The organism is Saccharopolyspora elongata (assembly GCF_004348985.1).
In the GTDB taxonomy this organism is placed as follows: Bacteria; Actinomycetota; Actinomycetes; order Mycobacteriales; family Pseudonocardiaceae; genus Saccharopolyspora; species Saccharopolyspora elongata.
This window is the reverse complement of record NZ_SMKW01000001.1, coordinates 124,043-150,628: the sequence shown is the minus strand read 5'-3', so window position 1 is coordinate 150,628 and position 26,586 is coordinate 124,043. Positions and strand designations below refer to the sequence as shown.

Genomic DNA, 26,586 nt, shown 5'->3' with positions numbered 1-26,586 from the left:
AGTGCGGCGCAGGACCACGGCACGACGACCGGACTGGCAGGCCAAGGTCGAGGAGCTCGGCCTCGTCTTCGGCACCCCCGCGCGCGCGGCCGACGGCACGGCCCGGCCCTACTGGGACGAGGGCGTGCACTACGAGTTCAGCCTCGACGAGGTGCTCTCGCTGGAGGCGGACGTCGAGCTGCTGCACTCGATGTGCCTGGACGCCGTCGACCACGTCGTCACCACCGAGCGCTACAAGGACTTCGGCATCCCGGAGTGGGTCTGGCCGCACATCGCCGAGTCCTGGAAGCGCCACGACCCGCACCTGTACGGCCGGTTCGACCTGCGCTACGACGGCACCGGCCCGGCGAAGCTGCTGGAGTACAACGCCGACACCCCGACGTCGCTGCTGGAGGCGGCGGTCGTGCAGTGGCACTGGCTGACCGAGTGCCACGAGGGCGACGACCAGTGGAACTCCATCCACGAGAAGCTCGTCGAGCGCTGGGGCGAGATCAAGGAGCAGCTGGCCACCAACGAGGCGCACTTCACCTGGTCGTCCGCCGACGTCACCGGTGAGGACAACATCACCGCGGCCTACCTGCAGGAGACCGCCGCGGAGGCCGGGCTGGACACCGTCGGCCTGCCCATCGAGGAGATCGGCTGGGACAGCCTGCTGGAGCGCTTCGTCGACCTCGAAGAAGCGCCGATGAACTCCATCGTCAAGATCTACCCCTGGGAGTGGATGGTCGACGACGACTTCGGCAAGCACGCCGTCAAGACGCTGCCGGCCACGCAGTGGGTCGAACCGCTGTGGAAGATGCTGCTGTCCAACAAGGCGCTGCTGGCGATCCTGTGGGAGATGCACCCGGGGCACCCGAACCTGCTGCCGACGTTCCTGGACCAGCCCGGGCTGCTGACGGAGTACGTGCGCAAGCCGCGCCTGGGCCGCGAGGGCAACAACATCCAGGTCGTCGCGCCGGGCTGGGAGACCGAGACGAGCGGCGTGTACGGCGAGGAGGGCTACGTCTACCAGGCGTTCGACCCGCTGCCGGAGTTCGACGGGATGCGCCCGGCCCTCGGCGCCTGGGTGGTCGGCGACTCCTCGGCCGGCCTGGGCATCCGCGAGACGGCGGGCCTGATCACCGACGACGGCGCGGCCTTCGTCCCGCACCGCATCCCCGGCACCGCCTGACACCACCCGGGGGCTTCCGATTTTGCCTAAAATTGGAACCGCCCAAACCGGGACAAAACGGTCTCCAGGTCTTGCCTGAAACCGGGGCTCCGCTCGGCCCGCGCCTCGCGGGGCCGGGTTTCCGGTTTTGCCTAAAATTGGGCGGCGCGTGCGCCCGCGCGCAGGCGACGGCGTTGAGCGCACCCTGCGGGTCGGTAGGTCGACGGTGCGGACTACGCTGACCAGCTGTGATCGACCTGAAGACGCTACGCGATGATCCGGAAGCGGTGCGCGCTTCGCAGCGCGCGCGAGGAGAGGACGCGTCCCTGGTGGATGCGCTGCTGTCCGCCGACGAGCGTCGCAGGTCCGCGGTGTCCCGGGCGGACAACCTGCGCGCGGAGCAGAAGCAGCTCGGCAAGCAGGTCGGCAAGGCCAAGGGCGAGGAGCGCGACGCCCTGCTCGCCCGCGCCAAGGAGCTCGCCGCCCAGGTCAAGGAGGCCGAGGCTGAGCAGTCGGCCGGCGACGAGGAGCTGCTGCGGGCCCAGCGGGCCGTCTCCAACATCGTCGAGCCCGATGTGCCGCCGGGCGGCGAGGACGACTACGCCGTGCTCAAGCACGTCGGCGTGCCGCGGGAGTTCGACTTCGAGATCAAGGACCACGTCGAGCTGGGCACCGCGATCGGCGCCTTCGACATGGAGCGCGGCGCGAAGGTCGCGGGCGCCCGGTTCTACTTCCTGACCGGCATCGGCGCCCAGCTGGAGCTGGCGCTGCTGAACATGGCCGCCGCGCAGGCCGCCGCCGCCGGGTTCACGCTGGTCGTGCCGCCGGTGCTGGTGCGCCCGGAGATCATGGAGGGCACCGGGTTCCTCGGCGCCCACGCCACCGAGGTGTACCGGCTGGAGGAGGACGACCTCTACCTGGTCGGCACCTCCGAGGTCCCGCTGGCCGGCTACCACGCGGGCGAGATCGTGGACTTCTCCGCCGGGCCGCTGCGCTACGCGGGCTGGTCGACGTGCTTCCGCCGGGAGGCCGGGTCCTACGGCCGGGACACCCGCGGCATCATCCGCGTGCACCAGTTCAACAAGCTGGAGATGTTCGTCTACTGCCGGGAGGACGAGGCCCGCGATGAGCACGAGCGGCTGCTGGCGTGGGAAGAGGAGATGCTCGCCAAGATCGAGGTGCCCTACCGGGTGATCGACACGGCGGCGGGGGATCTCGGTGCCAGCGCGGCCCGCAAGTTCGACTGCGAGGCGTGGGTGCCGAGCCAGCAGACGTACCGCGAGCTGACCTCGACGTCGAACTGCACCACGTTCCAGGCGCGGCGGCTGAACACCCGCTACCGCGACGAGGACGGCCGTCCGCAGATCGCGGCCACCCTCAACGGCACGCTGGCGACGACCCGCTGGATCGTCGCGATCCTGGAGAACCACCAGCAGCCGGACGGTTCGGTGCGAGTGCCCGAGGCGCTGCGCCCGTTCCTCGGCGGCCGAGAGGTCCTCGAACCCAAGTGATCGACCACGGGCAGGGCCGCAGTTTCAATTGAAACTGCGGCCCTGCCCGTGTCTGGTGCGCAGTTTCAATTGAAACTGCGGAAACCGGTGACCAGCGGCGTCATGCGGCCTTGGTGATTTCCGCGGCGAGGCCGCGGTCCAGCGTGGCCCGCACCAGGGCCGCCGCCAGGCGGGCGAGTTCGTGCCCTTCGACGAGCTCCGCGAGCTCGTCCGGATCGGTCGGCAGGCCCAGTTTCTCCGCACCCGCCAGCGCCTTCTTGTCGAAGAACGGCCGGAGTTCCGGCCACACCAGCTGCACCTCGCGGCAGAAGATGTCCGCACCCACCGGGCCGAGCCGTGGCAGCTCGATGAGCTTCTCCTGCAGCACGTCGATGTCTCCGTCCGCTTTCGCCTGGATCCGCCGGAGATCCCCGTGGTACCGGTCGATCAGCAGCTGCGCGCCCTTGCCGAGCGCCGTCGCGGTGCTCTCGTCGTACCGTGCGTAGTGCCCGCGGTCGAGCGCGTCGACGCGTTGCTGCCAGGTCGCGTCGCACATCTTCTGCGGCGTCCCGAATTCCGCGAGTTCCCGCGCGGCCGACACCGCCAGCTCGGCCTTGATCCGGGTGGACATCAGCACCGCCAGCACCAGCAGCCGGTACAGCGGGGCGGGCTTGTTCGCCAGCGAGATCCCGGCCTGGGCGGCGTAGGTGGTGCCCGCCTCGTCCAGCAGGCGTTGCACGACGTTCTCCGCCGACATCGTCACCACCTCCTGCCGCGCAAGGCCTACCCGGCGACCGCCGGGGGCACACCTGCGATCACGGCGAGCCCCCGGTACCCGACTTATGGTGGGGGCGTGTCGGACACCTCTTCACAGGCCCGCGCCCTGGCCGGTCTCGGCGACCGGATCCGCCGGTTGCGGGCGGCGCGCGGGCTGGACCAGGCGGACCTGGCGGAGCGGGCCGGCCTGGGCGTGGCGCTGCTGGGGAACGTGGAGCGCGGCGACGCGACACCGTCCCTGGATGTGCTGGCCCAGCTGGCGACCGCGCTGGGCGTCGGGCTGTCCGAGCTGTTCACCGACAACAAGCCGGGGCCGGCCGTGATGGTGTTGCGCGGCGATGAGGCGCCGACGGTCGACACCGACGGCATGGCCCTGCAGGTGCTGACGCCGCGCGCGGTGATCCCGGGGCTCTACGCCGCCCGCTACCGGATTTCGCCGTCCAGCGAGGGAGTGCGGCCGGTCCGGCACGAGGGCCACGACTGGCTCTACGTGCTCAGCGGGCGGCTGCACGTCGAGTTCGACCAGGGGACGACGACCCTGCGGGCCGGCGACAGCGTCAGCTTCAGCTCCCGGGTCCCGCACCGGCTCTCGGCGCTCGGCGGCGAGCCCGCGGAGTTCCTCGCGGTCGGGGCGACGCTGCAGACGTCGCCCCGCGGCGAGGCTTGATCACTCCTGCCAGATCTCCTTGACCTCGGCGTAGCTGACGCCAAGGTTGAACCGCAGCGCTCCTAGCCGGTGCGGAGTCCGTGCTCGGGTTGTCACGGGGAGGTCACAGCTCGGGGAGGACCTCCGAGGCGATCTCCTCGACGGTGGACTCCTTGCCCGCGTAGGGCTCGTCGGCCCGCGGCCAATGCGTGATGACGTCGGTGAAGCCGAGTTCGGTGGCCCGGCCGACCACGTCCCGGAAGTGGTCCACACTGGACATCGAGTAGACCGGACCGGCGTCCACCTGCAGGTACCGGTCGACCTTCGCCGGGTCCCGGCCCTGCTCGGCGAGCACCTCGGCGAACCGCAGCGACAGCTCCCCGACCGACCGCCACCAGGCCTCCGGGTCGTCGGCCTCCCGTCCGGTGGTCACCCAGCCCTGGCCGTACCGGGCCGCCAGCCGCATCGACCGCGGCCCGTTGGCGGCGACCACGAACGGCACCCGGGGCAGCTGCACGCAGCCGGGCGCCCGGTGGGCCTGGACGGCCGTGTAGTACTCGCCGGAGTGATCGGTGCAGTCGCGGGTGAGGATCTGGTCGAGCAGCTCGACGAACTCGGTGAACCGGTCGACGCGCTGCCCGGCGGTCAGCTCCGGGCGGCCCAGCACGTGCGCGTCGAAGCCGACGCCACCGGCGCCGATGCCCAGGGTGAGGCGGCCGTCGGCGATGTCGTCCAGCGCGGTCAGCTCCCGCGCGAAGTGCGCGGGGTGCCGGAAGTTCGGCGACGCGACCAGGGTGCCCAGCCGGATCGTCGAGGTGACCGTGGCGGCCGCGGTCAGCGTCGGAACCGCGTCGAACCACGGCTTGTCCACAAGGGACCGCCAACCGAGGTGGTCGTAGGTCCACGCGTGGGCGAAGCCGTACTCCTCGGCCATCCGCCACAGCGGCTCGGCGGCCCACCACCGGTGTTCGGGCAAAATCACGATCCCAACTCGCACGCCGTCGACCGTACTGGTACCGCCCGGCCCTTATCGACCCGATCAGGTGATGCGGAAACGTGGCCCGGGTCGCGGCGGCGGGTCCTCGACTCCCGGGCGGCGACCGGGACCAGGCAGGATGGCGTCGTGCGCAAACCTGGCCTGGTGGCATCCGACGTGGACGGAACCCTGCTCGACCCGATGGAGCGGGTGAGCCCGCGAACCGCGCGGACGGTGCAGCGGGTGGTGGCGTCGGGAACGCCGTTCGTCCTGGTCACGGGGCGTCCGCCGCGCTGGGTGCCGACGGTGGTCGAAGGCCTGGGCGTGTCCGGGGTGACGGTGTGCGCGAACGGCGCGGTGCTCTACGACGCGGCCGCCGACCGGGTGCTGCAAAGCCATGTGATCGACCCGATGCTGCTGCACGACGTCGCCCGCGAGCTGCGGCACGAGCTGCCGGGCTGCGCCTTCGCGGTGGAGCGGACCACCGACGGGGCGCGGGACCGGCCGCACGAGCAGTTCCTCGCCGAGGTGGACTTCCGCCGGGCGTGGCCGAATTCGGACATCCGAGTGGCCGGCACCGACGAGCTGACCGGCAAGCCGGCGGTGAAGCTGCTGGTCCTGCACAAGCACATGACCAGCGCGGAGATGGCCGCGGCGGCGGGCGAGGTGCTGGGCTCGCAGCTGCAGCTGACCTACTCGACCACGGCGGGCCTGATCGAGCTGTCGGCGCCGGGCGTGGACAAGGCGACCGGGCTGGCGGCGGTGGCCGGGAAGCTCGGCGTGGCCCAGGAGGACGTGATCGCCTTCGGCGACATGCCCAACGACGTGCCGATGCTGGAGTGGGCGGGCCACGGCGTGGCGATGCGCAACGCCCACAAGGAGGCCCTGGCGGTGGCCGACGAGGTCACCACCGCCACCAACGCCGAAGACGGCGTGGCGCACGTCCTCGACCGCTGGTGGTGACGCTCCGGTTCATACCGGAACCACCACTCACGACACGGCGACGGCCCCGGACGGGCAAGTGACCGCGGCAGTGCGCACCGATTCGCGGGCCTCTTCCGGCGGCTCGGCATCGACGAGCAGCACCAGGCCGTCCTCTTCGTTCTGGTCGAACACGCTCGGCGCGGCCAGGGCGCACATTCCGGCCCCGACGCAGCGGTCCCGGTCGATTTCGATTCGCATCAGGCTCGGCTCCTCACCAGGTGACCGGCAGGCTGTGCAGGCCGTGGATCAACATGTCGTCGCGGGCCGGAACGTCCTCCGGTGGCACCGCTGCCCGTAGCGCCGGGAACCGCTTGAACAGCGACGCGTACGCGATCCGCATCTCGATCCGGGCCAGTTGCTGCCCGAGGCACTGGTGGACGCCGTGCCCGAACGCGAGGTGCCGACCGGCGGCCCGGCCGACGTCCAAGGCGTTCGGATCGTCGAACAGCTCCGGCGCCCGGTTGGCGGCCGACACCGAGATCACCACCGAATCGCCCGCCTCGATGCGCTGACCTTCGAGCTCGACGTCCTCCAACGCGGTCCGGGTGAGCATCCCGATGATCGAGAGGTGGCGCAGCAGTTCCTCGACCGCGCCGTCGACGCGCGACGGGTCGGCGGTCAGCGCGGCGCGCTGATCCGGGTGGCGCAGCAGGGCGTACGTGCCGAGCGACAGCATGTTCGCGGTCGTCTCGTGGCCGGCGAGCAGCAGCAAGGTTGCGATGCCCGTCAGTTCTTCGTCGGTCACCTCGGTGCTGCCCGCGAGGCCGCCGAGCAGGTCGTCCGTCGGATCGGCCTGCTTGGCCCGGACGAGTTCGCCGAGGTAGTCGGCGATATCGCGCCAGGCCTGGTGGTACTCCTCGTCGCTCACCTCCACCGACACGAGGGTGCGCGTGACGGTTTGGAACCGCTCCCGGTCTGCGTAGGGGACGCCGAGCAGTTCGCAGATCACGAGTGACGGGATCGGCAGGGCGAAGGTCTGCACGAGGTCGACCGGCGGGCCGGTCCGGGCCATGTCGTCCAGGCAGGCGTCGGTGATCTGCTGGATCCGCGGCTCCAGCTGCTTCATCCGCCGCACGGTGAACTGGCCGGTGAGCAGCCTGCGGAAGCGGGTGTGCTGCGGCGGGTCCATCCGCAGAAACACGCCCGGCATCGGCTGCTGCTCCGAGGCCGGGTGGGGGAACGGGAGGCGCCGGAGTTCCGGTCGAACGCTGAAGCGCGGGTCGGCGAGCACGGCGCGGGCCGCGACGTGGCCGGTCACCAGCCAGCCGACGTGGCCGTCCGGGAACGCCAGCGGCCTGACTTGCCGCTCTTCGCCCAGCCGCAGCAGCTCTTCCGGCGGGTCGAAGGGGGTGCTGCGCGCGATGGGCATGTCGACTGGGGTTGGGAAGGTCTCGGTCATGCCGTGCTCCCTCGGTCAGAAAAATTTACAGGCAATGTAATAGCACCTTTCAGGAAAAACTACAATCAATGTAAAAAACTCTGGAGTGTAAGATGCCGGCCATGGCGGATGGCGTGGGATTGCGCGAGCGGAAGAAGCTGCGCACGCGGGATGCGCTGGTCCGCGCGGCGGTCCGGCTGTTCGGGGACAAGGGCTACGACGCGACCACGGTGGCCGAGATCGCCGCGGCCGCGGAGGTGTCCACCAAGACGTTCTTCAACTACTTCCCCAGCAAGGAGGACGTGCTCTTCACGGGCTTCGAGACGCGCATGGACCTCGCCCTCCGGTTGATCGCCGAGCGCGAGCCGGACGAAACGCCTGGTCAGGTGCTCATGCGGGTTGGTGAGCAGACACTGCGGATGTTCGCGACCGGCTACGCCGATCTGCAGTCGGAGCCGAACCTCGATCTGGACCCGGAGCTGGCCGTGACCCGCAACCGCCTGGTCACCACCGTTCCGGCCCTGCAGGCGCACTATTTCCGGCACGTGCAGGCGGCGCAGAGCCGGCTGGCCGAAGCCCTGCGGCAGGCGTACCCGGACGAGCTGGATCCGATCAGCGCCGCCGCCGTCGTCGGGGCCCTGGTGGGCGCGGCCCAAGGCGCGCTGGTGACCAGCCTGGCGGAGACCGGTTCGTTCGACGCGGCTCAGGCCGCGGTCAGGCGCGGCTTCGACATCGCGATGCAGGGCATCGGGTCGGTGAGCAGCGGCGCGTGAGCGCCGGGTGTCAGGGCCGGTTGTCGCGTTGCAGGGCCGTCGCGCGGGCGCGGATCTCGTCGAGCCGCTCGTACCCGCGCTGACCCGGGCAGGCCGTCCTGCTGACGTCGCGGTGGCCGAAGACCGTCGGTAGCGGGACCGCCGCGCCGGCCGGGAAGTGCGAGTTGCCCGCGGGCCCCGCGATCAGCTCGGTGCGGCCGTCCGCGGCCACCCGGGCCGTGCCCAGCCGCCACGCGCTGATCGCCGCGACCGACTCGACGGTTTCGGGGGGCGGCACGACGCGGTCGTAGTTGCCCATCATCGACACGCCGAACGTGCCTTGGTTGAAGCCCCGCGCGTGCCCGCCGACGATGGTGTCGCGCAGCCCGCCCGCGCGGCCCTCGAAGATCGTGCCGCACTTGTCGACCAGCGCGTGGTAGCCGATGTCGCCCCACTTCAACTCGACGGCGTGGTAGCGGTAGATCGCCCGCACGATGGCGGCCGACTCGCGGCAGCCGTAGTCGTTGGTCCCGGCGGTGTGGTGCACCACGACGGCCTTGGTCTCGGTGCGCTCCGGCGGCCAGGTCATCTGGGCCTCGTCGGCGCCCCACTGCGCGCGGCCGACGACCGGCGGCTGGCCGGGAGCGTTCGATCGAGGCGCCGCGGCCGGTGCCGTGCCCGGGTCGATCGCGACGAGCTCCAGATCACCGGTCACGTCGACGCCGCCCCGGCGGGCCCGCACCTGCGCGGTGTCGGCGCGGCCGGTCCACAGCGGTTCGCTGCCCTGCAGGGTGCCGCGGTCGGGAGCCGAGTCGATCGGCTCCAGCGCCGTCCACGGGGTCCAGTGGGAACCGGTCCGGGTGCGCACCTCGATGCGCTCCGGCGCCGGACCGCGCCAGGTCAGTCCGACCAGGTCGAAAGCGCGGTCGGCGTGCACCTCCCGCGTCGCGTCGCGGGTCAGCGGCGTGTCGCGCAATGCGATTCGGGTGCTGGTGGTCTCGGGGGGCTCCGCCGTGGCGGGCAGTGCGGTGGAGGCGAGCAGCAGTGCGATCGGAACGCTCAACCGGAGACGCATGGGCGATACCTCGCTTCCGCGCGGTGATCGGGGCTGTGCGAGGCGAGTATGCGGTGGGCGCCGATCAGCCGCCGCCCCAACTGCTCTGGACGAGTGACGTCGCTCCGCCGTCCGATGTGGACAAATTCCGCAATTTCAATGGAAATCAGATCTTCGATTTCCATTGAAATTGCGGGACTCCGGCGTGTCGGGACACGACACGCCGGAGGGTGTGGACAACTTCTATGGTTTCAATGGAAATCGGATCTTCGATTTCAATGGAAGTTGCGGGGCGCCCGGGGCCGACCGGGAGCGGAGGTGGGCGACCGCGGCGGCGATCAGGAAACCGATGCCGATCAGCGTGTAGGCGTTGCCGACGATCTGCTGCGAGAACGTCCAGTCCAGCTCGCGGTCCTCGGTGTTCGGCAGGTACCACTGCGGACCGACGAGCACCGTCAGCGCGCAAAACCCGACTGTGAGCAGCAAGCCGTGCCAGCGGTGCCGCAGCGACATCGCGAACAGCAGCGCCAACGCCGGCCCGGCCCAGACCCAGTGGTGGGACCAGGAGATCGGCGAAACCAGAAGCACCAGCACGGCGTTGAGCACCAGCGCCAGCGGCACGTTGTCCATCCGCAGCGCGTACCGCATGCCGAGCACCGCCAGCACGAGCAGCAGCACCGAACCGAGCAGCCACAGCGAGTTCAGCTCGAACCCGGTCAGCGACTGCTTCGCCAGCAGGCTCCGCAGCGTGAGGTTGCCGGCGTAGACGGTGCCGAACGAGTCCCCCGTGGACAGCATCCTGTCCAGCCACCAGTCGGCCGAGTCCTTCGGCGCGGCGATCCACCCGATCAGCACGGTGGCGGCGAAGGTGGCAGTGGTCACGGCCATCGCCCGGTAGTCCCGGCGCAGCAGGAAAAGCAGCAGGAAGCCCAGCGGCGTGAGCTTGATCGCCGCCGCGATGCCCACCAGCAGCCCGCGCGGCCACCGGGTGCGCGGCAGCAGGCAGTCGGCCGCGACCAGCGCCATCAGCACCAGGTTGATCTGCCCGTAGTTGATCGTCTCGCGGGACGGCTCGATCAGCGTGAACCACGGCATCAGCACCGCCGTGGCCACCGCGACCTGCCCGGCGCGCGGCGCGAGGTAGCTGGACGAGCGGGCCAGCGAGTAGGCGGTGACGAGGATCGCGATGTGCGACAGCACCGCCACCAGCACCACCGCGCCGTCCACCGACAGCCAGGTCAGCGGGATGAACAGCAGCGCTGCGAACGGCGGGTAGATGAACGGCAACGTGCCGTAGTCCGGCGTCTCCGGCGTCAGGTCGGCGCCGTACACCTGGAGACCGTTCAGCCACGCGCGGGCACCGAGCCGGTAGATCTCGGTGTCCATGTAGCCGCGGGTGTCGATCCAGTGCACGAACCAGATCGCGAGGACCTCGACGATCACCGCCGCGACCAGCAGTACCCGCCCATCACGTGCGCGTGCCAAAACCGATGCTCACCGCCCCTGGAATGCGGCGCGGCGCACTCGCGTCGCGCCGGGCGCGATGTTATCGAAGGCACGACACGCCGGTCGGGTCGCCTGACGAGTAATAACATTCGAGAATAGCTGCGAACGGTACTGCCGGAATCACCCGCTGTTGCGAAAAATGCCTGATCAAAGGCGAAAATGCGCCCCGCTGACGCGATATCGACACGCCCCGTAGCCATGCGTAGCCTGGAACGTCAACGCGGTTTCGGGCCGGTGGTTCGTCCCCGCTACCCTCGACGGCTGTGAGCTTCGCAGGCTATGACCTGATCGTTGTTGGTTCCGGATTCTTCGGCCTCACGATCGCAGAGCGCGCCGCCACCCAGCTGGACAAGCGGGTGCTGGTGCTGGACCGACGTGACCACATCGGCGGCAACGCCTACTCGGAGGCGGAGCCCGAAACGGGTATCGAGGTGCACCGCTACGGCGCACACCTCTTCCACACCTCGAACAAACGCGTGTGGGACTACGTGAACCAGTTCACCGAGTTCACGGACTATCAGCACCGGGTGTTCACCAAGTACCAGGGGCAGATTTACTCGTTCCCGATGAACTTGGGCCTGTTGGGCCAGTTCTTCGGCCGCTCGTTCACCCCGGACGAGGCCAAGGCGCTGGTCGCCGAGCAGGCGTCCGAGATCGACACGGCGGACGCGCAGAACCTGGAGGAGAAGGCCATCTCGCTGATCGGCCGCCCGCTGTACGAGGCGTTCGTGCGCGGGTACACGGCCAAGCAGTGGCAGACCGACCCCAAGGAACTGCCCGCGGCCGTCATCAGCCGCCTGCCGGTCCGCTACAACTTCAACAACCGGTACTTCAACGACAGCTTCGAGGGCCTGCCGGTCGACGGCTACACGGCCTGGCTGCAGAAGATGGCCGACCACGACAACATCGAGGTCCGGCTGAGCACCGACTTCTTCGACGTGCGCGCCGAGCTGCCCGCCGACGTGCCGGTCGTCTTCACCGGCCCGCTGGACCGCTACTTCGACTACGTCGAGGGTGAGCTGGGCTGGCGCACCCTGGACTTCGAGACCGAGGTCGTGCCGACCGGGGACTTCCAGGGCACGTCGGTGATGAACTACGCCGACCAGGAAGTCCCGTACACCCGGATCCACGAGTTCCGGCACTTCCACCCGGAGCGCGACTACTACCCGAAGGACAAGACGGTCGTCGTCCGCGAGTACTCGCGGGCCGCGGAGAGCGGTGACGAACCGTACTACCCGATCAACACCCCGGAGGACCGGCAGAAGCTGGAGGCCTACCGCGAGCTGGCCAAGAAGGAGGCCAAGGAGCGCAAGGTCGTCTTCGGCGGGCGGCTCGGGACCTACAAGTACCTGGACATGCACATGGCCATCGGTTCGGCGCTGAGCATGTTCGACAACAAGATCGCCCCGTACTTCACCGAGGGGCGCTCGCTGGACGGCTCGCTGGAGGACTGACGTGACCGACCGGACCCCTCGAGAGGACCGTGCCGCCGCCGCGGGCGAGAGCAAGCTCAGCGACGTGACATCGATGCGCACCGGGACCGCCGACGTGGCGCCCGAGCAGGTGCTGCAGCGCGTCGTGTTCCCGCGCGGCGAAGACCCGCTGGACGTGCGCCCGCTGTACATCGACGAGCCCACGGCGCTGAACAGCTCCGCGACCGTCGTGTCGCGCCGCCGCCTGGTGGTGCCCGCGAACAGCAAGATCTCCCTGGCCTCCTACTTCAACGCCTTCCCGGCCAGCTACTGGAAGCGTTGGACCAAGGTCGACGAGGTCGTGCTGCGGCTGAAGGTCAAGGGGGCCGGTCGGCTCGACGTCTACCGCTCGAAGGCCAACGGCGACAGCGTCCACCTGCAGGGCAGCCCGGTCGACAGCCCGGACTGGACCTCGCTGGAGTTCCGGGTGGCGCTGACGCCGTTCGAGGACGGCGGCTGGATCTGGTTCGACCTGTTCACCAACGACGCCTCGCTGGAGATCGACGAGGCGGCGTGGACCACCGACGTGCCGCTGCCCAAGCAGAAGGTGCTGATCGGCACCACCACGATCCGGCCCGCCGACTGCGTGCTCGCCCTGCAGACGCTGGGCGAGGACCCGGACGTGATGGCGGTCGTTGAGCGCGTCGTGGTCGCCGACCAGGGCCCGCAGAAGATCCGCGACACCGAGGGCTTCGACGAGGCCGCCCGCCGGATCGGCGACAAGCTGCACGTCATCGAGCAGGACAACCTCGGCGGCTCCGGCGGCTTCACCCGCGTCATGTACGAGGGCGTGCACAACTCGGACGCCGAGCAGGTCATGGTCATCGACGACGACATCGCGCTGGAGCCCGACGGCGTGCTCCGCGCGAACGCGTTCGCGCGCGCGGCGTCGAACCCGGTGATCGTCGGCGGGCAGATGCTCAACCTGCAGGCCCGCTCGCGGCTGCACACCATGGGCGAGGTCGTCGACCTCGCGCAGGGCATCTGGCGGGCCGCGCCGGGCGCGGTCACCGACCACGACTTCGCCAAGAAGACGCTGCGCAAGACGGCCAAGCTGCACCAGCGCATCCACTCCACCTACAACGGCTGGTGGATGTGCCTGTTTCCGCGCGAGGTCATCGAGCGCACCGGGCTGCCGCTGCCGCTGTTCATCAAGCACGACGACTCCGAGTACTCCCTGCGCGCGGGCGGGCACGGGTTCCCGACGGTGACGCTGCCGGGCGCGGCGATCTGGCACATGCCGTGGACCGACAAGAACGACGCCACGGACTGGACCGCGTACTTCCACACCCGCAACAGGCTGATCCTGGCCGCGCTGCACAGCCCGGAGGAAGTCAAGTCCAACATCGTCAAGCAGGGCCTGAAGCTCACGCTCCGGCACCTGCTGTCGATGGAGTACTCCACGGTCGCGGTCCAGCAGAAGGCGATCGAGGACTTCATGGCCGGCCCGGACGGGCTGTTCGAGACGCTGCGCACGGCGCTGCCGGAGGTCCGCGAGCTGCGCAAGGACTACGACGACGCCAAGACGCTGCCGTCGGCCCGCGAGTTCCCGCCGCCGTCGGCGGACCCGATCATGGCCGAGGGCCTGCTCAAGCCGCCGGTGAACCCGGCGGTGATCGCGGCCCGCGCGTCCAAGGCGCTGCTGCACAACCTGAAGGAGCCGACGAAGACGGCCTCCGACAGGCCCCAGCTGAACGTGCCCGCTGCCGCCGCACGGTGGTTCCTGCTGGGCAACCTGGACAGCGCGACCGTGTCGAACGCCGACGGCAGCGGCGTGGCGTTCCGGCGCCGCGACCCGGAGGAGTTCCGTCGGCTCGGCCTGCGCGCGCTGGCGAACTACAAGCGGCTGGCGCAGGAGTGGGGCCGGCTGCGGTCGGCCTACCGCGCCGCGCTGCCGGAGCTGACCAGTGCGGAGTCCTGGAAACAGGTCTTCGACAAGAAGTGACCCCGACTCACCCGGAGACGATGTGGCAGAGCTGACGACGGCGACCGCCCCCGAAGAACTCGCTGAAGAGGCATCGGCGGCGGCGGTCACCCCCGAGACCGTCGCGCTGCGCAAGGTGCAGGGCGCGCTGGCGAAGCCGGCGGTGGTGAAGACCGCGCGGGCGATGTCGCTGTTCGGCGAGCACGCCGGCGGCTGGCTGGCCATCGGCGCGGTCGGCGCGCTGGTGGACCGCAAGCGCCGCGGCGAGTGGCTGACCGCCGCCGCCGGGGTCGCCGCCGCGCACGCGGCGTCGATCGCGGTGAAGCGGGTGGTGCGGCGCCGCCGGCCCGCCGACCCCGAGGTGCAGGTGCTCGTGGGCACGCCGAGCAAGCTGAGCTTCCCGTCCTCGCACGCGACGTCCACGACGGCCGCCGCGGTGCTCTACGGCGGGATGACGGGCAAGAAGCTGACCCCGGTGCTGGTGCCGCCGATGATGGTCAGCCGGCTTGTCCTGGGGGTTCATTATCCGAGCGATGTGGTCGCCGGTTCGGCGCTCGGCGGTGCCGTGGCGTGGGGCGTGCGGCGATTCATGAGACGGCGGAGGAACCGTGGCTGACAAGAACGAAACCGAGGTCGACACCGGGAAGCCCGATGCCTCGACCGAGGCCGAGGCGGAAGGCAGCAACGGTGCCGCCGTCGGCGACGCGGTGCTGGCCGGCACCGAGAAGCCCGGCACCGACGAGTCCGGTGCGGACAAGTCCGATGACGACAAGTCCGACGCGGACGAGTCCGGTGCCGACAAGGCCGCGAAGGCCAAGCTGGCCGAGGTCGAGGCGGACGCGGACGGCACGATCGGCGCCGAGTTCGGCGACGAGGTGCTGGAGGCCGCTCCGGTCAAGTCCGACGACGTCAAGGACAAGTCCTCGGACGCCTACCACGCGAAGGTGACCGCGAAGGCGGGCACCACGGCGGGCCTGGTCACCGGCCTGATCAAGGAACTGCGCCCCAAGCAGTGGGTGAAGAACGTCCTGGTGCTGGCCGTGCCGTTCGGTGCGGGCGAGATCCTCAACCCGGGCGTGCTGTGGCACTCGGTCGTCGCGTTCATCGTGTTCTCGATGGCCGCGTCCGGCATCTACTTCGTCAACGACGCGATCGACGTCGAGGCGGACCGGCAGCACCCGACCAAGCGGAACCGTCCGATCGCCGCCGGCCTGATCCCGGTGCCGATCGCGTACGCGGTGTGCGTGCTGCTGCTCGGCGGCTCGCTGCTGATCTCGGCCGTGACCAGCATGCAGCTACTCGCGGTGATGGCGGTCTACATCGCCGTGCAGCTGGGCTACTGCTTCGGCCTGAAGCACCAGCCGGTGATCGACCTGTGCATCGTGGCGTCCGGCTTCCTGCTGCGCGCCATCGCCGGTGGTGCCGCCGCGAACCTGGTCATCACGCAGTGGTTCTACCTGATCGTCGCGTTCGGCTCGCTGTTCATGGTGGCGGGCAAGCGCTACGCCGAGGTGAAGCTGGCGGCGGAGACCGGCGCGAAGATCCGCAAGTCGCTGAAGGCCTACTCGCCGTCGTACCTGCGGTTCGTGTGGGCGATCGCGGCGGCGATCACGATCATGTGCTACGCCCTGTGGGCGTACGCCATCCAGGAGGACGAGTCGTCCCGCTGGGGCCTGATCTCGATCATCCCGATGGTGATCGCGATCCTGCGGTACGCGGTGGACATCGACAAGGGCGTGGCCGGGGAGCCGGAGGAAGTGGTCCTGAAGGACAAGGTCCTGATGGTCCTCGGCGTGATCCTCGCCGGCTGCCTCTTCCTGGCGTTCTACCTGTAAGAGGACCAATACAGCGGCGCCCCCGACCGAACCAGGCCGGGGGCGCCGCTGCATTTCGGTCCAACGCGCTGACCGGGGACACTGTTGGGTGAGTGGGGCACAATAGCCAAGTAACCGGTACCTGGCCTGAGGAGGAGTGCGCGATGAGCGCTGTGACGCGGCCGGACCACCTACTGTCCCTGGAAGATTGGGCCGCTCTTCCCGAGGACAACAGCCATCGCGTTGAACTCGTTGAAGGGATCCTCCACGTGACTCCTCGGCCGGTGTCCTTCCACCAGTTGGCACTGATGGAACTCGGCTACCAGTTGCGAGCACAGCTGCCCAAGTCCTTCGTTGCGTTGGCTGAGGTCGAAGTCGTGCTGTTCGAGCACTTGGCCACTGTGCGAGTTCCTGATCTCGTCGTCGTCCCGACCGCATTGGCCAAGGAGAATCCCGCGCGGTATCAGGCTTCGGACGTGGTGCTGGCGGTCGAGGTGGTTTCGCCAGGTTCGGGGAGGATCGACCGAGTCCTCAAGTTCGCCGAGTACGCGGAGGCGGGGATTCCCAACTATTGGATCGTCGATCTCGAAAAGCCGATCAGCCTGGCCGCGTACGAGCTCAAGGACGAGCGTTATCTCCTGGTCACCGAAAGTGCGACGACCATGTACCTGGAGTCGCCGTCTCAGCTGACCGTCGATCCCGCCGCGTTGTTGCCGCGGTGAGGTGCTGGTTGTTCATTTGCTGATCACCCGGTGGGCAGGGTGCCTTCATCGTTCGGGGTGAGAGTTGGGGCGTTTCCCGAACGATGGAGGTCGTCTTGTCTGAACCCACCGGCGTCTCGCGGCGCAGCGTGTTGCTCGGCGGCACTTTGGCGGGTGCCGCCGCACTGTCCACTGTGGCCGCGTTGCCGGCGGTCGCGCAGCCGGGTGCCGGCGTCGCCCGGCGGGGCGAGGTCTTCGCGCTCGGTGTCGCGTCCGGCGATCCCGCGCCCGACGGCGTCGTGCTGTGGACCCGCCTGGCGGTGAACCCACTGGCCGAGGACGGCATGGGCGGCATGCCGAACCGGACCTTCCCGGTGCAGTGGGAGGTCGCCGAGGACGAGCTCTTCAAGCGCGTCGTGCAGCGCGGCGAGGCGCAGGCCGCGCCGGAGCTGGGGCACAGCGTGCACGTCGAGCTCTTCGGGCTGCGCCCGGACCGCGAGTACTTCTATCGCTTCCGCGCCGAGGGCTCGCTCTCGCCGACCGGCCGCACCCGCACCGCGCCGCTGCCGGGCGCGCTGACCAGCCTGTCGATGGCGTTCGCGTCCTGCTCGCAGTACGAGCACGGCTACTTCACCGCCTACCGGCACCTCGCCGAGGAGCACCCCGACCTGGTGCTGCACCTCGGCGACTACCAGTACGAGTACAAGGCCGGCGTCTACGTCGCGCCGGGCGGCAACCCGCGCGACCACGCCGGGCCGGAGACCGAGACGCTGGCCAACTACCGCCAGCGGCACGCCCAGTACAAGGCCGACCCGGACCTGCAGCAGGCGCACGCGGTGGCCCCGTGGGTCGTGGTGTGGGACGACCACGAGGTGGACAACAACTGGGCCGACGAGGTCTACGAGAAGCCGGAGACCCCGCAGCCGAACTTCCTGGAGCGCCGCAAGGCCGCCTTCCAGGCCTACTACGAGAACATGCCGCTGCGCCGCGCGCAGATCCCGCACGGCATCGACCTCCGGCTGCACCGCCGCGTCCAATGGGGACGGTTGGCGACGTTCCACATGCTCGACACCCGGCAGTACCGCGACGACCAGGTCGGCGGCGACAAGTTCCCGACCCAGGACCCGGCCCGGCTGGACCCGAAGCGCAGCCTCACCGGCGCGGAGCAGGAGCGCTGGCTGCTGCACGGCCTGCGCCGCTCCAACGCCAAGTGGGACGTGCTCGGCCAGCAGGTCATGTTCGCCGAGATCGATTACCTCAACGGCTCGGACAAGGCCTACAACCCGGACGCCTGGGACGGCTACGTCGGTTCGCGGACCCGCGTCATCAAGGGCTGGGAGCAGGCGAAGACCCGGAACCCGGTGGTGCTCACCGGTGACGTGCACACCAACTGGGCCAACGACATCCACGACGGCGACAAGATCGTCGGCACGGAGCTGACGACCACGTCGATCACCAGCGGCGGCGACGGCTCGCCGAACCTGACGAACAAGGAGAAGGGCTACCTGGCGGAGAACCCGCACGTCCGCCTGTACAACAACCAGCGGGGCTACATCCGGACGAAGTTCACGGCGGGCGAGCTGCGGGCGGACTACCGAGTGGTCCCGTACGTCTCGAAGCCGGGCGCTCCGGTGGAAACCCTGGCGTCGTTCGTGGTCGAAGACGGCAAGCCGGGCCTCAACAAGGCCTGATCCGGAGGTGGCGCGCAGCTCCACCGAGCTGCGCGCCACCCTTCGTCAGCCGCGTCGGTCTCGTCGGTCGTCGCTTTCGAGACCCAGAACGCTTGCGCCGCACCGGCGGACGCCACCCGGGTGACGCGAGATTGCGGGTCAGCCGTGGTTGAGGCCGAGGTGGCGGGTTACTTCGTGGGCCATTGCGATGGCGTAGGACTGGCCTCGGTCTTGGGGGTAGATCTGGGACATCGTCGCCAGGGTCACTCCCGGCATCGTCGTTCGGTGGCCCGGGATCAGGGCGCGGTACTGCGGCGTCACGATCGGCTGGGCGAAGCCCGCCTTGGAGAAGTGCCAGTCCAGGATCCAGGAGCGGTCGAAGTCCGGGTTCAGCTTGCGCAGCCACGGGATGTAGCGCTCCAGCAGCTCGGCGGGGTCGGTGGTGAACCGCCAGTCGTCGCGCGGCACGTAGTTGCCGACGTACACGACGTGCCGGCCGCCGTACTCGCTGCGGTCGACCATGTTCGTGTGCTCGACGACCGCCAGGAACGGGAACGCGGTGTCGTTGATGTTCAGCCAGTAGTGCGGGATGACGCTGCGGTCGCACTCCAGGATGAAGCAGGTCGCGCCGAGGTACTGGTTCTGCCACAGCACGTTGTCGGCGTCGATGCCCGCCGCCTTCGCGAACACCGGCTGCGGCACCGTCACGATCAGCCGGTCGAACTCGTAGCTGCTGCCGTCCCGGGCGCCCACCAGCACCGTCGCGCCGGGCTGGCGGATCGTCTCGACCGGCTTGCCGAACTCGACCTTCCCGCCGCGCTCGGTCACCGCGTCCAGCAGCGCCCGGTACACCCGCTCGAAACCGCCGTGCACGTAACCGAGTTCGAAGGTGCGGTAGTGGATCCGGGCCCACAGCCAGGCCATCGAGATCTGCTCCGCGTGGCCGCCGAACTTGCCGGTCAGCAGCGGTTCCCAGATCTTCTCGGTGACCCGCGGCCCGGCCCAGCGGCGCATCCAGTCCAGCGCCCGCACCGAGTTGAACCGCTGTCCGTTCCGGACGAACTTCAGCGCCGCCGAGGACGCCCCGAAGCGGAACCGGTCCAGCAGCGAGAACTTCGGGAACCGCAGCATCTCCTGCGGCGTGCCGAAGTCGTGCAGCTCCCCGTCGACGTACACGCCGGTGCTGGGCCGGTGGAAGCGCAGCAGGTGCCCGAGCCCGAGCTCCTCGACGAGCTCGATCATCGCCCGGTCGGTACGGAAGCTGTGGTGGTAGAAGCGTTCCAGCGGCGTCCCGCCGACCTCGATCGACGCTGCCAGCCCGCCCAGCTCCGCCGACGCTTCCAGCACCGTCACGTCGTGCCCGGCCTTCACCACGTCGAACGCCGCGGTCAGCCCGGTCGCGCCCGCCCCGACGATGCCCACTCTCATCCGAAGCTCCACTTCTTGTTGATCGTGTACTGGAAGATCAGCACCACCGGCAGCGAACCGGCCTTGACCAGGTTCGGGTCGATGCCCAGCCAGCCGGAGAACACCTGGAGCAGCACGAACGTCAGGGCGATCCCGGCGACGCCGACGGCGTAGAACCGCAGGAACCGCACCGCGATCCGGTCCCGCTTGCGGAAGTTGAACAGCGTGTTGAGCACGAAGTTGTTGGTGATCCCGGCCGTCGTGCTGATCGCGTTCGCGAGCTGCTCGTGCAGCCCGGCCGCGTTGAACAGCAGCAGGAACAGCAGGTAGTCCAGCAGCACGCCGCTCGCGCCGATCACCGCGTACAGCAGCAGCGACCGGCTGATCAGCCGGTCGCGGGCCTCGACGTGCTCAGTCTTCGTCATGCGATATCACGTTCCGCACGATGTAGAGGGGGCGCTGCTGCACCTCGTGGTAGATCCGGCCGACGTAGCTGCCGATGACGCCCAGCGACACCATCTGCAGCCCGCCGAGGAACAGCATCGCGACCATCAGCATGGTCCACCCGGAGACGGTGATCGCGGGGAAGAACAGCCGCAGCGCCACCGCGTAGACGATGCCGAGCATCGCCAGGACCAGGGTGATGAAGCCGATACGGGTGATCAGCTTGAGCGGCACCGTGGAGAAGCTGGTGACCCCGTCGGCCGCCAGCCGCAGCATCTTGCGCATCGGGTACTTGGTCTCGCCCGCCACCCGCTCGTCGCGGTCGAACAGCACCTCCTGCTGCTCGAAGCCCATCGACGCGACCATGCCGCGGATGAACCGGCTGCGCTCCCGGAAGCCCCGCAGCTCCTCGGCGGCCCGCCGGTCGAGCAGCCGGAAGTCGCCGGTGTCGACCGGGATGTCCACCTCGGCGCAGCGCCGCAGCACCCGGTAGTAGGTGTGCGCGGTGGCGCGCTTGAACGGCGTGTCGCGGCGGGTGCGCCGCCGGGCGGACACGATCTCCGCGCCGTCCAGCCACGCGTCGATCAGCTCCAGGCTGACCTGCGGCGGGTCCTGCAGGTCGGTGTCCATCACGATCACCGCGTCGCCGCCCGCGTGGTCCAGCCCGGCGGTGATGGCGATCTGGTGGCCGAAGTTGCGGGCGAAGTCCACCACCCGCACCCGAGGGTCGTTCTTGGCGATGTCCTTCAGGACGCCCAGCGAGCCGTCCGAGGAGCCGTCGTTGACGTAGACGAACTCGTAGTCGAACTCGGCCCGGGTGGCGGTGGCCGCGGTGAGCCCGTCGTGGAACCGCTTGATGCCCGCGACCTCGTTGTAGACCGGCAGCACGTACGAGATCAGCGGCGGCGCGCCCTCGCCGGTGGCTCTCCGCCGCTGTTGCGGGACCGGAACCCGGACCTGCTGGTGCATCGTGTCGGCCATGGTCACTCCCCTCGCCAACCCCACCGTGGAACAGGAACGCCCCGCGCGCCGGGGGCGTTGCCCGGCAACGGGTAATCCACCCCGATCAGGTGGTCACGTTCGGCGTAGTCGGGGGTTCTTCCGGCCTCGGACGGCCCGGTCGCGGGCGCTTCGGTGGAATTGCCGCCAGCCGGCCGGATAGACGAGCAGATCGAGATCGCCACCGCTACCCCCCGCTGCTCCTGCGCCGATCACGGTGCGAAAACCGCCGCCAGGGTAACGGCCCCGACCCCGCCCGACGCGCCGAAACGATGCGCCCGATCGGGCGGTGTCGATGCCGTTGGAGTGATCGTGATCGACGGCTCCGGGGCCGTGCGCACTTTGTGTCGCTCTGGCAGCACAACGTACGCACGGGTCCTGAACAGCGGAAACGGTGACTCGTGGGTCAGTGCTCTTCGAAGGGGTATGCCGGGTCTCCTGCGGCGCCGCCGATGCGTTCGCGGTGCTGCGTCGTCGCGTACGCGTCGCGTTCGATCGGGTAGCGCGCGTATAGGACGTGGCCCCAGGTGTTGCCGGGGGCGTCGCGCAGGCGGCTGGGCAGCTCGTAGCGCTGGGAGAGCATCGGAACCCCGGCGAACACACCGCCGATGTCGGGTCCGAACGCCATCGAGCCCTCGCCGAGGGGCGGCGTGATCAGCATCCGCGGGGTGCCGGTGACGCCGTGCGACACCCGCGGGTAGTCGGACAGGCAGGGGAACACGAAGCTCATCGGCCAGTCGATCAGCACCGGTTCCCGCTCCGCGAGCGCCTGCCGCAGTGGCACCACGTCCCGCACCGCCGGGCCGCTGACCGTCAGCCAGCCCTGCTGGTCGGTGGTGCGGTCCGCGGCGTGCACCCGGACCCGGTCGACCCCGGCCGGGATCTGCCCGGGCTCGACGGTGAGCAGCCGCCAGCCGCGGAAGTTCCGCCAGTCGATCGGCCTGCCGTGGCGCGGGTCGTCGAACGCCAGCTCCGTCGGCGGCGGATCGCGCAGCTCGCGCGTCGCCACCGGACCCGCCGCGGTGCCGAACTCCAGGGCCAGCGAGTTGCCCTGCTCGGGCCGGCCGGATACCCACACGGACAGCGTCTGGTCGCCGGTGAGCCGGGGCAGGCCGAACCAGGCCGAGGTCAGCGAGCCGGTCGTCTGCGGCCCGCCCGCCGTGCTGGTCCAGGCGAACTGGCTCGCCGTCGTCGTCGCAACCTCGCCCTCGGGGGTCTTCGGGTCGTCGGGCCGCTTCGCCAGCAGCGGCTCGCCGGGGTGCACTTCGCGCAGGTCGGGCTCTTGCGGCGGCCCACCGGCCGACGTGAAGCCGTCGAGCTCGGCGGCTCCGGCGATCGGCGCGAGCCGCGCGGCGATCGGCAGCGCCTCGATCTCGTTCTCCAGCCCGCAGCCGCTGCCCCGGATGCTCTGCGAGTTCATCCGCGCGATGGAGAAGCGGTCGCCCATCGTCTGCGGCGCGGCGATGAACGATCCGAGCAGCACCGCCACCGACGCCAGCGCGGCCGCCCCGAGCACCGACATCGGCATGACCGTCCACATGAGACCGCGGGGGGCGGGTCGCGACAGCATCGCGCGGATCCGGACGAAGCAGAAGGCGAGCACGCCGACCGCCACGCCGGTGGCGAGCCAGAGCGCCGGGCTGTCCAGCGGCAGGCCGGGTCGGACCGGCGTGTCGGACCACGGCATCGCCAGGTCGGACTGCATCGGCCACACGTTCGGGCCCATGAACGCCAGGGCCGCGGCCACCGACGCGGCGATCCCGCCGAACACGCCGACCAGCCGCGCCTCGCGCCTGGCCCGCTCTATCCGGCCGACCCGCCCCAGCAGCACGACGGTCACCGCGAGCAGCGCCGAGCCGACCCCGGCGAGCGCCCCGAAGTGGTGGGTCCACTTCGACGGCGTCAACCACAGCGCGACCAGGACCGCGACGACGGAGCCGAGCACCATCGGCAGGTCGGGCAGCTCGGTCCAGCGGTGCACCTGGCGCATCGCGCACGCCGCCGCGATCAGCACGGCGGCCACCACGAGGAACACGACCAGCCGTTTGGTGGCGGTGCCCCAGATGTTGGTGCCCAGCAGGTTCGCGTACCGGTCGATCTCCTGGTACCAGCCGAGGCTCGGCCCGAACTCGTCGTGGATCGCGGTCGCGCTCCGGACGCCGTTGAGCGTCGAGTCGGCGAACATCGCCACCAGGCCGACCGAGCCCACGCAGCCGAGCAGCACGACGCGCGTGGGCAGGCTGACCCACCGCGGCAGGGCACCGCGCTGCGCCAGCACCCGCCAGATGCGCGGCGTGAACACGAGCACGGTGAGCAGCGCGCTCACGGCGGTCGGCGTGACGGACATCGTCAGCCCGGCGATCAGCGCGGCGACGCCCAGCCAGAAGTGCGGCGCGCGTGTCCGGCCCATCTTCAGCAGTGCCGCGACCAGCGCGGACGTGCCCAGCGCGACGAACGGCTCCGGCCGGATGCCCAGCCCGAACGGCAGCCAGCAGGCCAGGAAGAACACCGCGGTGAGCAGGTGCAACGGCAGGCGCCGCGTGCCCCGGCACACCGGCAGGACGATGCCGCGGCTGACGACGAGCCAGGTCAGCAGCCCGGCGATCGCGCTGGGCACGCGCAGCCAGGCGGGTGCGAGGCTCTCCTCCGACACCCACCGCATCAGGTGCTGGACCAGCGTGAACGGCGTTTCGGAGGCGTTGAACCAGCGGTAGTAGTTGCCGATGTCGCCGGCGTCGTCGTAGTTGCGGACGGTCATCATCGCGAAGCCGTCGTCGTCCGTGAGCGGCCCGATCACCAGCCAGCCCGCCAGCACCGCCGCGACGAGCGCGTCGACCGGCAGGAGCAGCGGCGACACGCGGATCGCGCCGAGGGCGGGCGGGGCGTGGACGAACAGCAGGACCAGCGACACGAGCGCGAGCACCAGCGTGGTCGTGATCAAGGTGCTCTTGATGTCGGTCGGCGAGGTGTCGAACCAGGAGAAGGTGCGCGCGGTGACCGAGATCCCGGCGAGCTCCTCGGGTTCGAGGTCGGTGGCGAAGGTGAAGATCTCCGGCGCCGCCATGCCGGGCAGCACGATCGGCGGGCGGCCGCCCGCGGTCACCACGGATCGCGTCGAGTCCGCGTGGATCGACAGTTCGCAGGTGCCGGGCGGCAGCGGGACCTGGTGCTGGTCGAGGACGAGCTCCGGCCTGCCGTCGCGGGTGGTCAGGACCAGGCCTTCGCGGTCGCTGCCCGGCGGCAGGGTGGTCAGCACGGTCGTCCGCGCCGGCCGGTCGAGCGCGGCGCGCAGCACCGGGCACGGCACGGACGCGTCGAACGACGCGGGCCGGTAGGGCGCGAAGAACGCCGTGGTGGACCGGGCCTCGGCGGCCGGCCAGCTCACCTCGGTGCGATCCACCCAGACGGGCGCGAACGGCAGCGCGAGCGCGCAACCGAGCCCGACGATGCCGATGCAGCACGCCAGGAGGTGCGCCACCCACAGGCCTGCGCGGGATCGCCGCGGGCGGTCGGCACCGGTTCCGTCGGTCTGCGGCTCGGCCGGCGGATCGAGCTGTGCCGGACTGCTCAAGTACTTCACCGCGCTCCTCGCAGATCGGACTTTTCCTCGCCTGCTCAATCCTGGCCAACGCTGCGCGCGACGCACGGCGGCGGCGCGCCGAATTCGTCCAGCCGATTGACGATCGGGGCGCCGCGCAGGTTGCCCGCGGCGGGCAACCCGCCGCACCGCTCCGGCGTGCACGTGTCGGACAGACAGGAGCGGGCACATGGTGGGCGTTGCGGAAGTTGCGGTCGCGGAGGAGCAGCGGGAGCGGACTCGGTCCGCGGGCTCGTTCTGGATGCCGCTGGTGGTCGGCGTCGTGGCCGGCGCGCTGTTCTGGGTCGTCCACAGCGCACTCATCGACGACAGCTACATCACGTTGAGCTATGCCCGGAACCTGGCGTTCCACGGCCACTGGGGGCTGATCGGCGCCGAAGTCTCGAACTCCGCGACCGCGCCGCTGAACGTGCTGGTGCTCGCCGCGGTCACGGCGGTGGTGCGGCAGCCGGTCGTGGCGCTGGGCGTGGTGTTCGTGCTGGCCAACGTCCTGCTCGCGGTGTCGCTCCGCAGCGCGGCGCGGACCAGCGGTTTCCCTGGTTGGACGGGCGCTGTGGGGGCGCTGCTGGTGGCGGCGAACCCGCTGGTGCTCTCGACGGTGGGCCTGGAGATGACGCTCGCCTCGGCGCTGCTCGGCGTGCTGCTGCTGGCGGCGGTGCAACGCCGGCCGGTGCTGTTCGGCGTCGCCGCCGGGCTGCTCGCCCTGACGCGGCTGGACCTCGGCGTGTTCGTCCTGGTGGTGCTGATCGGCCGGCCGGGCCTGTGGCGCGGCTGGTGGCGCTGGTTATCGGCGGCCGCGGCGATCGTGGTGCCGTGGTTCGCGTTCAGCTGGCTGTACTTCGGCTCGGCCGTGCCGGACACGCTGGTGATCAAGCAGCTGCAGAAGTCCTGGGGCGACTGGGACTTCAGCAACGGCCTGGAGCTCTACCACGGGGTTTTCCCGACGGCCGTGGTGGTTTCGCTGATCCCGGCCGTGCTCGGCCTGGTGTGCTTGCCGATCGCGTGCGTGCTGAGGGCGTTCCGCCGCGCCGTGCCGCTGTGGCCGTGGGCGCTGATCGGGCTCGGCGCGATCGCGCACTACTACGTCTACACGCTCATGGGCGTTCCGCCGTACCACTGGTACTACGCGCCGAGCCTGATCGGGCTGTCGTTGTTGCTGGCCGGAGGCATCGGCGCGGTCGCGGCCCGGTGGTCGTTGGCGGGGTTGGCCGGGTGCGCGGTGCTCGTGGCGCAGGTCTGGTTCGCCGCTCAGCACGGCCTGCCGTGGCGCGAGGCGGCGATCATGACGAACTGGGCGACGGCGGCCGAGTACGAGCGGATCGGCACCGACCTCGGACGCCTCGTCGGCGACCGCACGGTCACCAGCCCGGGCGAGATCGGCGCCCTCGCGTACTTCTGCGACTGCGCGATCGTCGACACCTTCTCCGACCGCGGCTACCTGGCGCCCCAGATCGAGCAGCGGCTGGCCGACGCGACGCCGTTCGTCCGCGCGCTGCTGGAGTTCAACTACCGCCACTTCACCCCGACCGAACCTCGCCCGATCGACGTGGTCCTCCGCCGCGAACCCGGCCCGGGACCGGACCCGCGCTGGGACATCGGCTCGACCTGGGCGGAACACGCCCACCTGGTCCTCGAACCCCGCTGACGCCGGTCACGTCGTCCGCGCCAGAACGGCGATTTCGCGCGAAATCGCCGTTCGCCACGCCTGAGAAGTGGCGATTTCGCGCGAAATCGCCACCCGCACGGCACGTCGAAATGGCGGTCTCGAAGTCCGCCATGAATTCGACGCCACGCACGCGGGCAACCGGAAATCGCCCCGCCGATCTCCGGTTGCCCGCCCCTGC

At 70.1% G+C, this 26,586-nt stretch carries 22 protein-coding genes; 12 read left to right on the top strand and 10 right to left on the bottom strand.

Annotated elements, in window-relative coordinates; genetic code table 11:
* The first annotated feature begins 1 nt into the window (after position 1).
* Positions 2 to 1,171, top strand: a complete 1,170-nt coding sequence (locus tag E1288_RS00780) for a glutathionylspermidine synthase family protein (protein WP_132479249.1) — start codon at positions 2 to 4, stop codon at positions 1,169 to 1,171.
* A 227-nt stretch (positions 1,172 to 1,398) separates the two neighbouring features.
* Positions 1,399 to 2,661 carry a serine--tRNA ligase gene (gene serS, locus E1288_RS00775; protein WP_132479247.1) on the top strand — a complete coding sequence of 421 codons (1,263 nt, stop codon included), beginning with the start codon at positions 1,399 to 1,401 and terminating at the stop codon, positions 2,659 to 2,661.
* Between the two features lie 100 nt (positions 2,662 to 2,761).
* Here serS and E1288_RS00770 read toward each other — a convergent pair whose 3' ends face one another.
* Complete coding sequence (locus E1288_RS00770) at positions 2,762 to 3,397, bottom strand: endonuclease (RefSeq protein WP_132479245.1); 636 nt, start codon at positions 3,395 to 3,397, stop codon at positions 2,762 to 2,764.
* Between the two features lie 96 nt (positions 3,398 to 3,493).
* Here E1288_RS00770 and E1288_RS00765 point away from each other — a divergent pair, with 96 nt between their 5' ends.
* The gene (locus tag E1288_RS00765; RefSeq protein ID WP_132479243.1) at positions 3,494 to 4,084 is read left to right on the top strand and encodes a helix-turn-helix domain-containing protein; all 591 of its coding nucleotides are present in this window, start codon (positions 3,494 to 3,496) and stop codon (positions 4,082 to 4,084) included.
* A 103-nt stretch (positions 4,085 to 4,187) separates the two neighbouring features.
* On the opposite strand, the gene E1288_RS00760 is transcribed toward E1288_RS00765, so the two are convergent.
* On the bottom strand, positions 4,188 to 5,060 hold the full coding sequence (locus E1288_RS00760) for an LLM class flavin-dependent oxidoreductase (RefSeq protein WP_132479241.1): 873 nt from the start codon (positions 5,058 to 5,060) through the stop codon (positions 4,188 to 4,190).
* 126 nt (positions 5,061 to 5,186) lie between these two features.
* Here E1288_RS00760 and E1288_RS00755 point away from each other — a divergent pair, with 126 nt between their 5' ends.
* On the top strand, positions 5,187 to 6,002 hold the full coding sequence (locus E1288_RS00755) for an HAD family hydrolase (protein WP_132479239.1): 816 nt from the start codon (positions 5,187 to 5,189) through the stop codon (positions 6,000 to 6,002).
* A 27-nt stretch (positions 6,003 to 6,029) separates the two neighbouring features.
* On the opposite strand, the gene E1288_RS00750 is transcribed toward E1288_RS00755, so the two are convergent.
* Both E1288_RS00750 and E1288_RS00745 read right to left on the bottom strand, forming a co-directional pair.
* Complete coding sequence (locus tag E1288_RS00750) at positions 6,030 to 6,221, bottom strand: ferredoxin (RefSeq protein ID WP_132479237.1); 192 nt, start codon at positions 6,219 to 6,221, stop codon at positions 6,030 to 6,032.
* A 13-nt stretch (positions 6,222 to 6,234) separates the two neighbouring features.
* Entirely contained in the window at positions 6,235 to 7,422 is a 1,188-nt protein-coding gene (locus tag E1288_RS00745) for a cytochrome P450 (RefSeq protein ID WP_132479235.1), read from the bottom strand.
* Between the two features lie 101 nt (positions 7,423 to 7,523).
* Here E1288_RS00745 and E1288_RS00740 point away from each other — a divergent pair, with 101 nt between their 5' ends.
* Entirely contained in the window at positions 7,524 to 8,174 is a 651-nt protein-coding gene (locus E1288_RS00740; protein ID WP_132479233.1) for a TetR/AcrR family transcriptional regulator, read from the top strand.
* Between the two features lie 10 nt (positions 8,175 to 8,184).
* Here the strand turns inward: E1288_RS00740 and E1288_RS00735 are convergent, their stop codons facing one another.
* Together E1288_RS00735 and E1288_RS00730 are read right to left on the bottom strand one after the other, a co-directional pair.
* Positions 8,185 to 9,228, bottom strand: a complete 1,044-nt coding sequence (locus E1288_RS00735; RefSeq protein WP_132479231.1) for a peptidoglycan recognition protein family protein — start codon at positions 9,226 to 9,228, stop codon at positions 8,185 to 8,187.
* 222 nt (positions 9,229 to 9,450) lie between these two features.
* On the bottom strand, positions 9,451 to 10,692 hold the full coding sequence (locus tag E1288_RS00730) for a glycosyltransferase 87 family protein (protein WP_207954102.1): 1,242 nt from the start codon (positions 10,690 to 10,692) through the stop codon (positions 9,451 to 9,453).
* A 284-nt stretch (positions 10,693 to 10,976) separates the two neighbouring features.
* Between E1288_RS00730 and glf the strand changes: the two genes are divergently transcribed.
* The 6 genes from glf (at position 10,977) to E1288_RS00700 (ending at position 18,315) form a co-directional block, all read left to right on the top strand.
* Positions 10,977 to 12,167 carry a UDP-galactopyranose mutase gene (glf, locus tag E1288_RS00725; RefSeq protein WP_132479229.1) on the top strand — a complete coding sequence of 397 codons (1,191 nt, stop codon included), beginning with the start codon at positions 10,977 to 10,979 and terminating at the stop codon, positions 12,165 to 12,167.
* Between the two features lies 1 nt (position 12,168).
* Positions 12,169 to 14,130, top strand: a complete 1,962-nt coding sequence (locus E1288_RS00720) for a glycosyltransferase (RefSeq protein WP_132479227.1) — start codon at positions 12,169 to 12,171, stop codon at positions 14,128 to 14,130.
* Between the two features lie 22 nt (positions 14,131 to 14,152).
* Positions 14,153 to 14,725: a phosphatase PAP2 family protein gene (locus tag E1288_RS00715; protein ID WP_397527406.1), complete on the top strand. Its 573-nt coding sequence runs from the start codon at positions 14,153 to 14,155 to the stop codon at positions 14,723 to 14,725.
* On the top strand, positions 14,718 to 15,944 hold the full coding sequence (locus E1288_RS00710) for a decaprenyl-phosphate phosphoribosyltransferase (protein WP_408012730.1): 1,227 nt from the start codon (positions 14,718 to 14,720) through the stop codon (positions 15,942 to 15,944). Before E1288_RS00715 ends, E1288_RS00710 begins: the two co-directional genes overlap by 8 nt.
* Positions 15,945 to 16,096: 152 nt before the next feature.
* Positions 16,097 to 16,645: a Uma2 family endonuclease gene (locus tag E1288_RS00705; protein WP_235883244.1), complete on the top strand. Its 549-nt coding sequence runs from the start codon at positions 16,097 to 16,099 to the stop codon at positions 16,643 to 16,645.
* Positions 16,646 to 16,728: 83 nt separating this feature from the next.
* Positions 16,729 to 18,315 (top strand): alkaline phosphatase D family protein, encoded by a 1,587-nt coding sequence (locus E1288_RS00700; RefSeq protein WP_132479223.1) that lies wholly within the window; start codon positions 16,729 to 16,731, stop codon positions 18,313 to 18,315.
* Positions 18,316 to 18,453: 138 nt separating this feature from the next.
* Here E1288_RS00700 and E1288_RS00695 read toward each other — a convergent pair whose 3' ends face one another.
* From E1288_RS00695 to E1288_RS00680, 4 genes are all read right to left on the bottom strand, one after another.
* On the bottom strand, positions 18,454 to 19,722 hold the full coding sequence (locus E1288_RS00695; RefSeq protein WP_132479221.1) for an NAD(P)/FAD-dependent oxidoreductase: 1,269 nt from the start codon (positions 19,720 to 19,722) through the stop codon (positions 18,454 to 18,456).
* Complete coding sequence (locus E1288_RS00690; RefSeq protein WP_132479219.1) at positions 19,719 to 20,126, bottom strand: GtrA family protein; 408 nt, start codon at positions 20,124 to 20,126, stop codon at positions 19,719 to 19,721. The genes E1288_RS00695 and E1288_RS00690 overlap by 4 nt, the downstream gene beginning before the upstream one ends.
* Entirely contained in the window at positions 20,113 to 21,126 is a 1,014-nt protein-coding gene (locus E1288_RS00685) for a glycosyltransferase family 2 protein (RefSeq protein WP_132479217.1), read from the bottom strand. Before E1288_RS00685 ends, E1288_RS00690 begins: the two co-directional genes overlap by 14 nt.
* 424 nt (positions 21,127 to 21,550) lie before the next feature.
* A complete protein-coding gene (locus E1288_RS00680) occupies positions 21,551 to 24,724 on the bottom strand; it encodes an arabinosyltransferase domain-containing protein (protein ID WP_132479215.1) in 3,174 nt (1,057 codons plus the stop codon).
* A gap of 187 nt (positions 24,725 to 24,911) precedes the next feature.
* On the opposite strand from E1288_RS00680, the gene E1288_RS00675 reads away from it, so the two are divergent.
* Positions 24,912 to 26,387, top strand: coding sequence for a hypothetical protein (locus E1288_RS00675; RefSeq protein WP_235883242.1), 1,476 nt, complete (start codon positions 24,912 to 24,914; stop codon positions 26,385 to 26,387).
* The last annotated feature ends 199 nt before the right edge of the window (positions 26,388 to 26,586 follow it).